Annotated in this window: 8 protein-coding genes; all 8 read right to left on the bottom strand. The window is 61.2% G+C overall.

Features of this window, described 5'->3' with window-relative positions; all coding sequences use genetic code 11:
- Positions 1-980: 980 nt before the first annotated feature.
- Positions 981-1,208 (bottom strand): hypothetical protein, encoded by a 228-nt coding sequence (locus LN450_RS13430; protein ID WP_209271271.1) that lies wholly within the window; start codon positions 1,206-1,208, stop codon positions 981-983.
- 49 nt (positions 1,209-1,257) lie between these two features.
- Positions 1,258-1,632, bottom strand: coding sequence for a hypothetical protein (locus LN450_RS13425; protein ID WP_228892799.1), 375 nt, complete (start codon positions 1,630-1,632; stop codon positions 1,258-1,260).
- 67 nt (positions 1,633-1,699) lie between these two features.
- Positions 1,700-1,909, bottom strand: a complete 210-nt coding sequence (locus tag LN450_RS13420; protein ID WP_228892796.1) for a hypothetical protein — start codon at positions 1,907-1,909, stop codon at positions 1,700-1,702.
- A gap of 115 nt (positions 1,910-2,024) precedes the next feature.
- Complete coding sequence (locus LN450_RS13415) at positions 2,025-3,809, bottom strand: autotransporter outer membrane beta-barrel domain-containing protein (RefSeq protein WP_228892801.1); 1,785 nt, start codon at positions 3,807-3,809, stop codon at positions 2,025-2,027.
- A 111-nt stretch (positions 3,810-3,920) separates the two neighbouring features.
- Positions 3,921-4,379 (bottom strand): hypothetical protein, encoded by a 459-nt coding sequence (locus LN450_RS13410; protein ID WP_228892794.1) that lies wholly within the window; start codon positions 4,377-4,379, stop codon positions 3,921-3,923.
- A 28-nt stretch (positions 4,380-4,407) separates the two neighbouring features.
- The gene (locus LN450_RS13405; protein WP_228892792.1) at positions 4,408-5,184 is read right to left on the bottom strand and encodes a hypothetical protein; all 777 of its coding nucleotides are present in this window, start codon (positions 5,182-5,184) and stop codon (positions 4,408-4,410) included.
- Positions 5,184-5,381 (bottom strand): carbon storage regulator CsrA, encoded by a 198-nt coding sequence (csrA, locus tag LN450_RS13400; RefSeq protein ID WP_228892789.1) that lies wholly within the window; start codon positions 5,379-5,381, stop codon positions 5,184-5,186. The genes LN450_RS13405 and csrA overlap by 1 nt, the downstream gene beginning before the upstream one ends.
- Before the next feature lie 322 nt (positions 5,382-5,703).
- A complete protein-coding gene (locus tag LN450_RS13395; RefSeq protein WP_228892786.1) occupies positions 5,704-6,528 on the bottom strand; it encodes a DUF932 domain-containing protein in 825 nt (274 codons plus the stop codon).
- Positions 6,529-6,680 lie beyond the last annotated feature (152 nt).

Below are 6,680 nucleotides of genomic sequence, written 5' to 3'. Positions count from 1 at the left end.
GCCCGAGAGTGGCCAGCGCCTGGCGCGGGCACGCGAGGCGGCAGCGGCGTGGATTCTGCCAGCGACGGCATCGACCTGGTCGAGCTCCTGCAGGCGGCGGCCGCACGGCCGGCGCCGTTGCAGCTGCTGACGCCCGAGAGTGGCCAGCGCCTGGCGCGGGCACGCGAGGCGGCAGCGGCGTGGATTCTGCCGGCGACGGCGTCGACCTGGTCGAGCTCCTGCAGCCGGCGGCCGCACGGCCGGCGCCGTTGCAGCTACTGGCACGCGAGGCGGCAGCGGTGTGGATCTGTCGGCGGCAGCGTCGACCTGGTGCAGCGCCTGCAGGCGGCGGCCGCAAGGCCGGCGCCGCTGCAGCTGCTAGCGCGCGAGAGCGGCCGGCGCCAGGCGCTGGCCACGCGAGGCGGCAGCGGGGTGGATCTGCCGGCGGCGCCGGCGACCTGGTCGAGCTCCTGCAGGCGGCGGCCGCATGGCCGGCGCCGGTGCAGCTGCTGGCGCCCGAGAGTGGCCAGCGCCTGGCGCGGGCACGCGAGGCGGAAGCGGTGTGGATCTGTCGGCGGCAGCGTCGACCTGGTGCAGCGCCTGCAGGCGGCGGCCGCACGGCCGGCGCCGGTGCAGTTGCTGGCGCGCGAGAGCGGCCGGCGCCAGGCGCGGGCCACGCGAGGCGGCAGCGGGGTGGATCTGCCGGCGACGACGTCGACCTGGTCGAGCTCCTGCAGGCGGCGGCCACACGGCCGGCGCCGTTGCAGCTGCTGCGCGCGAGAGCGGCCGGCGCCAGGCGCTGGCCACGCGAGGCGGCAGCGGTGTGGATCTGCCGGCGACGGCGTCGACCTGGTCGAGCTCCTGCAGGCGGCGGCCGTATGGCCGGCGCCGTTGCAGCTGCTGCGCCCAAGAGTGACTGCGCCAGGCGCTGGCCACGCGAGGCGGCAGCGGGGTGGATTCTGCCGGCGACCGTCCGCGCTTTGACGCCGCCTACTGTGTCATTAGCGGGACCTGTAGGCGATCCAGAGAAGCCCCCCCAGACCGCAAACAACGCCGACCAAGTAGATCACCCACGCGTTGTCGCTGATTGGACTGCTAAATGCCGCATTGGATGCGGGCGGCTCAAAGGTCGCAATGCCGTGGATGCCAAAGCCGACAAGTGCGCAGCTCAGGACCAGGAATACGAAATAGTGGCGGATGGCGTACAGAAGCGAGTGGCGAAATTTCATCGTGATAACTCCAAGGGAGAACAGCAGCGGCGGCAGCTGACGGTGCTCGCTACGCGGTTGTAGTAGCTGGGAATGCAGACCGCCAAAGCGCGTAGCCCATAAAACCAAAACCGATTGGCAGCGTGAATGGGGTCAGTGCGAAGACGGTGCCAAGCAGGCAGATCCCAACGTTGCGCAGAGCGCCCCTGTTCCCTTGGCCTGTGAGTTTGGACATGACGATGACCGGAATCAACACGCACATCAGGCACGCCATCAGCAGAACCATATAGCGCGATGTGCTCACTTCGCCATCGGTAACCAGGAATGGGGCCGCCTTCGCCAATGCATCGGAAATGGGCGTCGCGCTACTGCTCGCGAACATCGCCAGCGAGGGAGTTGGCCAAAGTGATTGAGCGGTCGACAGCGCTTCAAATAGATATTTCATCGTTCAAAGTCCTGTAACGAAGCGCATGTTTGATTCTGCGAACATTTCGGTGCGGATCGCCTAGCTTCTAGTCGCGTTCGCCGAATAGAGTCCACGGTTTGGTCGTCCAATACATGCCGTTTGCAGCAGCTGGCAGTGCGCCGAATACGCCAAATGCGAGGGAGATGCTCACAGGGTCCGTGGGGATGCCGACTAAGATGGCGACCGATACGGTTTGGATGGCCATGTAAGCGAAAAATACCGCCGAAAACTTGATAATTGGATTAATGTCTTTCATGGGCATCCTGAGGATAAGGTTGGCGCCTTATGGTGGAAGTATCAGAATATTTGGTGTGACGAAGCGGAAAAACCGAGACCAGGTGAAATCTGGTCTCGGCGGAGTAGCTTATTGGTTAGAACGAACCACTAAAATTCACGAACAGCGTCGCGTCGCGGGCGCTGCGCTGGGCGGTGGTGGTGCTCAGGCCGATGTTGCTCTGCAGGCCCCATAGGCCGGTGCGGGCGCCCAGTACGACGGTCGCGTAGTTGCGATCGAAGTTCTGCCCGGGGACGGTGTACATGCCCACTTCCGGCATCGACTGCAGCCAGGCGCTGGCTTCGGTGCCGTCCTTGAACTCGTGGTCGTAGGTCGCCTGCAGGTACGGCTTGACCGCAGCACCGTCCAGGCGCACCTGGAAGCCGATGCGACCGACCATCGAGTCGATGTCCTGATCGGCATAGCCCAATGCGGTGGAGCTTTCGTTGCTCTCGGTGTAGCCGTCGAGCTTGAGCTTCTGCCAGGTCAGGCCGACCACCGGGCCGTACTTGACGTTGCCTTCGCCCAGCGAATAGCCGGCGTTGACCGCGGCGGTGAGGTTGCTGCCGTCCGGCGAGCCGCTGTGCACGCGGGTGGCCGGCCCGAGCTGCACTTCGCGGTCGACGTCGTAGCTCAGCCAGCTGTAGCTGACCTGCGCATTGACCCAGACCGGGCCGGTGTACCAGCCGAAGAAGCCGCCCAGCGTGGTGTCGTCCTGCTTGAAGCTGCCGTTACGGTTGCCGAAGTCGGCGTCCATGCTGCCGAAGCCGGCAAAGCCGCCGAACACCAGGTCGCCCGCAGTCCAGTCCACACCGAACAGGCCGGCCGGGGCCATGCCGTCGTACAGATCGGCGTGGTCGTAACGCTGCATGTCGCCACGCACGCTACCCCACCAACGCAGGCCATCGGCGTCCGGCTTGCCGTCCAGATGCCAGGCCACCTGGTCGGCGCGCGCGCGGCCGATCGCCTGCGCCGAATGCGTCAGCACCTGCTGCAGACGCGGGGCTTCCAGCAGCGAGATGGCGTACTCGCCCAGGATCTGGTGGGTGGCGGTGGTCGGGTGAATGCCATCGGCGAACACATAGGTGTTGGGCGCGTTGGCGGCGACCAGGCTGGTCGGGTTGCAGGCCGGCAGCGGCACGGCCGGGTTGCAGGCGGTGCTGGTAACGTTGCTGAAGCCGTAGGTGCCAGGATCGGCAACCACTTCCTGCAGGATGTGGAAGGTGTCGACCGGGATCACGCGCAGGCCGGCCGACCGCAGGCCATTGAACAATGCGGTGTTGTAGGCGGTTGCCGCAGCAGTGCCCTGCGCCATCGCGACGGCACCGCCGGCGCGGAAGCGCGGGGTGATGCCCACGTCCGGAATGGTCGGCACCATCACATAGCGCGCGCCGGCGGCCTGCAAGGCGCCGACTGAACCGACCTGCGCGGTGACCGCGTTGCCGATGATGGCCTGCGCCTGCGACGGAACAGCAGATGCGAACAACAAATCATTGGCGCCGCCCCACACGGTGTACAGCGCATTCGGGTTGGCCTGGCCGCCGTTGGCAGCCAAGTAGGTGTTCACCTGGCTGGTCACCGACGGCGCAGCGCCGAGCGCGCTGACCGAGCTGGCCTGGATGCGGGCGCCGCCGGCAGCGTAGTTGTCGCCGGTCTGGCCATTGCCGTTGGGCGCGGCATTGGTGCCGTAATGGTCGGCGACGTATTCGGCCCAGACCCAGCCCGGGTTGGTGGTGAACTTGCCGGTGACGGCGCGCGAGGCGGCCGGCAGCAATGGGTTGTAGTAGCCGCTGTCGGTGAGGCTGTCACCGAAGAACACGGTCTGGTCGAACGCAGACGCGGCCATGGCCGGGGTGGCCGCAATGGCGATGGCCACGGCCATCAAAGAGCGGAGCGGGGCAGTGCGATAAGACATGGAGAACTCCATTTGAGTAAGAAATAACGCAAGAAAAAGGAATTTATTGTGATTGGCGCCAACCTCCCTGACGCCCTGTTAGTCAACAGCTTTGCAATCAACAGTATGCTCAGTACCACGGCATACGTAGCTTTTTTCACCAATGATTTTGCGCGAAATAATCTCCCCTGGGTTCAATCCCATCGATCCGGAAACCGTGACTTCCTCTTGACTGCTCAATTTCAAAACCGTGCGCACAGGGGTGCAGCCACCGCCTGTCACAACTGCGGAGGAAACCGCAGGGAGAGGTAGAGCCTGAGCGTCATACAGACGCGCATTCTTGAGGTCATTACCAGCGAGCATGGAAAACGCAGCCATGATGATGGCAGCCGCAGATGACGTTGCGGCTTTCTTAGCAGGAATAAGCGTCATGGTGAAAGCCAACAGCGTCATCGCAAGCACGACTGCGCTAATCACCCACATGTATTGAACCACTGAAAACGATTGAGCGGTCTCGGCGAGCGGGAAACGGCTCGCAGCATCACCTGTTATATTCATAATGTCTCCGTGTGATGAAATGTAATAATTATTGGCGGATTGCTAAAGCGAAGGTCACAAGACAAATGGCCACTAACGCGGATCCGAGAGCCACAGCCATGTTCGCGTTCTGTTTTGACTTAGAACGCAGATTCGATATTGTGGTTTTGTCTCGCGCTCTTATGTTTTCAAGGCGAGCCACATCAGCCTCTAAGATGTCTAGATTCCTTGTAAAATCCTGAAGTCCATCGAGAAGCCGCGTAGCAGTGACAGGGCGGCTTGGCAGGACAACCTGCAAATCAGCGAGCATTATTTTGCGAAATGAATAGCCTTCTGCGCGCGTTACCCCATTGATGGGCGGATGCCATCTAAAACGTACGCCAAAGCGGCGATAGAATCGATTTCGCAAGTCCGCCGTCTCTTGGTCAGGAGCATGGACAGAGGATAGTTTGATGCGATCCACCGGGCCGTTTTGCCCAGTTTCTTTCGCCCACTTAATAACCTCGCTTTGCATATAAGAACCAAGGCCTGAATTTCTCACGGACGTAGCCAGCTCCATACCCCCACCAGTCACCTTGAACCTGTGGTCAGCAAGCGCAGGACCTAAGAAAATGTAGCTACCTCCCAGTGAGCCCAAGCGAAAATTGCGGTCATTTCCGCGCATCAAGTCAGGGCTCAAAGCATAGGCAACGATCGAAATGCTGCCGTCTCCAATGATGGAATTTCCTGTGGTCTGCTGCTCTATCACAAGCAGAACCACCTGCTTTCGATTGGGCTTTTCTCGGTCCGGGAACGTCACCACTTGGTAGTCGCGAGAATAAGACATCAATCAAGCTTTCCTGTTACAGGCTTCTTTGGGCCCTCGGTCGCGATCCGGTTAAAAACCTCTTCGCGGTGCACGGGCACATCTTTGGGCGCGGAAATTGACAGCCGAACCTGCCCTTTCTTGACAGAGACGACGGTGACAGTGATGTCGTCACCGATCCTAATTGTCTCATTGAGCATCCGAGCAAGAAGCAACATCACGACTCCCTTCGTATTTTGGATTTTGCAATCTACTGTCGCACTGTTGCGACAGTAGAAATAATACCTTATAGCTGGCCCACGTCAAGCATTTTTTAATGCTTTTTTGACAGCCGGCCAGCTTGTTTTAGGAGCCTGCACTACAGGTCTTAATTCCGACGCGGGTCACAATTCACCTCGCGCGTTTGCGATCAGCACAGGCAAAGTGCCTAGATTGGATCACTAAGCAACAGGCTTTAACGGCAGATGCGTATAGAACTGGAGCCGGCGGCCTTGGCGCCCAAAGTAGCCGCTGAGGGCGGCCACTTTGGGCGGGTTAGGCTCACACCTTCAACTTCCGCATGCCATCGGCCAGCAACCATAGGGCGCGGTTCAATCGCACATTCTGGTCGATGCCTTGAACCTCGCGAGTGCGCTGGCGGCGACCGGCTGAGGTGCGCCCAGACAAGCCGCCACGCACAAGGTTCTCTTGAGTCCGGTTAAACACGGTCCATAAACTGCTATCGGTGTCGGCCATACGGCGCGGCCTTAGAACTTGGTCTTCCGTGATGGGCGTCGCAGTCGGCTCGTCATACTTCAGGGCCAGCGCTGAGCGAGCGAAAAGTTCGGATTCACCCGAACTGAGCTTTACCGCTTTCATCGAATCACGGGATTGCTCTACGCGATCGAAGCCGCGCAGCACCTCATAGGCGCCTTCGATCACTTGATCAACCACGTTGCCTTTGTGCGGGACCCGCACGTCAGCAACGGTGTCGCCGCACACCAGACCGTTTTGGCACACAAAGCGGAACATGCCCGCCAGCATCTGATAGCTGCTCGTCCCATCGTGGGAGTTCAGCAGAATAATTTCATTCGCTTCCTGGCCTTCAATCTGACTTGCATGGCGCAGGCGCAACATGTGCTTGGTGTGGTCGCGTCGCTCGTCCTGGCGCACGCGCGTCTGACAGACCATGAAGGGCTGAAACCCTTCGTTCCTCAGCTTTGCCAATACCTGCCCGGTCGGAATGTAGGTGTAGCGTTCGGAGCGACTGCCATGCGGAGCCTCGGCAAAAATTGAAGGCGCCACAGTCCGGATCTGGTCATCGGTCAAAGGTGCTGCCGAGCGGAGGACGGGGCTGCGTGAAGCGAAGCGGGCTGCGAGTTGCATTGCGGTAGATCTCCGATTGATTGATGTCGTCACGTTGGATCAGGCCAGGGGCTTGATTTGGCTGGCGGCCTGTTCACCAGGCAGGTGTGCCGCGCGCACCTGCATGAGCAACCTGCGTCGCAGTCGGCGTGCGGCGTCAAGGAGAGGCGCGC

This window comes from Xanthomonas euvesicatoria pv. euvesicatoria (genome assembly GCF_020880415.1).
Lineage (GTDB): Bacteria > Pseudomonadota > Gammaproteobacteria > Xanthomonadales > Xanthomonadaceae > Xanthomonas > Xanthomonas euvesicatoria.
Note: the sequence above shows the minus strand (reverse complement) of the source record. Positions and strands in the feature narration are given on the sequence as shown.

Bases quoted from the DNA above. Each gene is read 5' to 3' on its own strand.
- LN450_RS13395 (WP_228892786.1), bottom strand. From the start codon at position 6,528: ATGCAACTCGCAGCCCGCTTCGCTTCACGCAGCCCCGTCCTCCGCTCG.
- LN450_RS13430 (WP_209271271.1), bottom strand. From the start codon at position 1,208: ATGAAATTTCGCCACTCGCTTCTGTACGCCATCCGCCACTATTTCGTA.
- LN450_RS13420 (WP_228892796.1), bottom strand. From the start codon at position 1,909: ATGAAAGACATTAATCCAATTATCAAGTTTTCGGCGGTATTTTTCGCT.
- LN450_RS13405 (WP_228892792.1), bottom strand. From the start codon at position 5,184: ATGTCTTATTCTCGCGACTACCAAGTGGTGACGTTCCCGGACCGAGAA.
- csrA (WP_228892789.1), bottom strand. From the start codon at position 5,381: ATGTTGCTTCTTGCTCGGATGCTCAATGAGACAATTAGGATCGGTGAC.
- LN450_RS13425 (WP_228892799.1), bottom strand. From the start codon at position 1,632: ATGAAATATCTATTTGAAGCGCTGTCGACCGCTCAATCACTTTGGCCA.
- LN450_RS13410 (WP_228892794.1), bottom strand. From the start codon at position 4,379: ATGAATATAACAGGTGATGCTGCGAGCCGTTTCCCGCTCGCCGAGACC.
- LN450_RS13415 (WP_228892801.1), bottom strand. From the start codon at position 3,809: ATGGCCGTGGCCATCGCCATTGCGGCCACCCCGGCCATGGCCGCGTCT.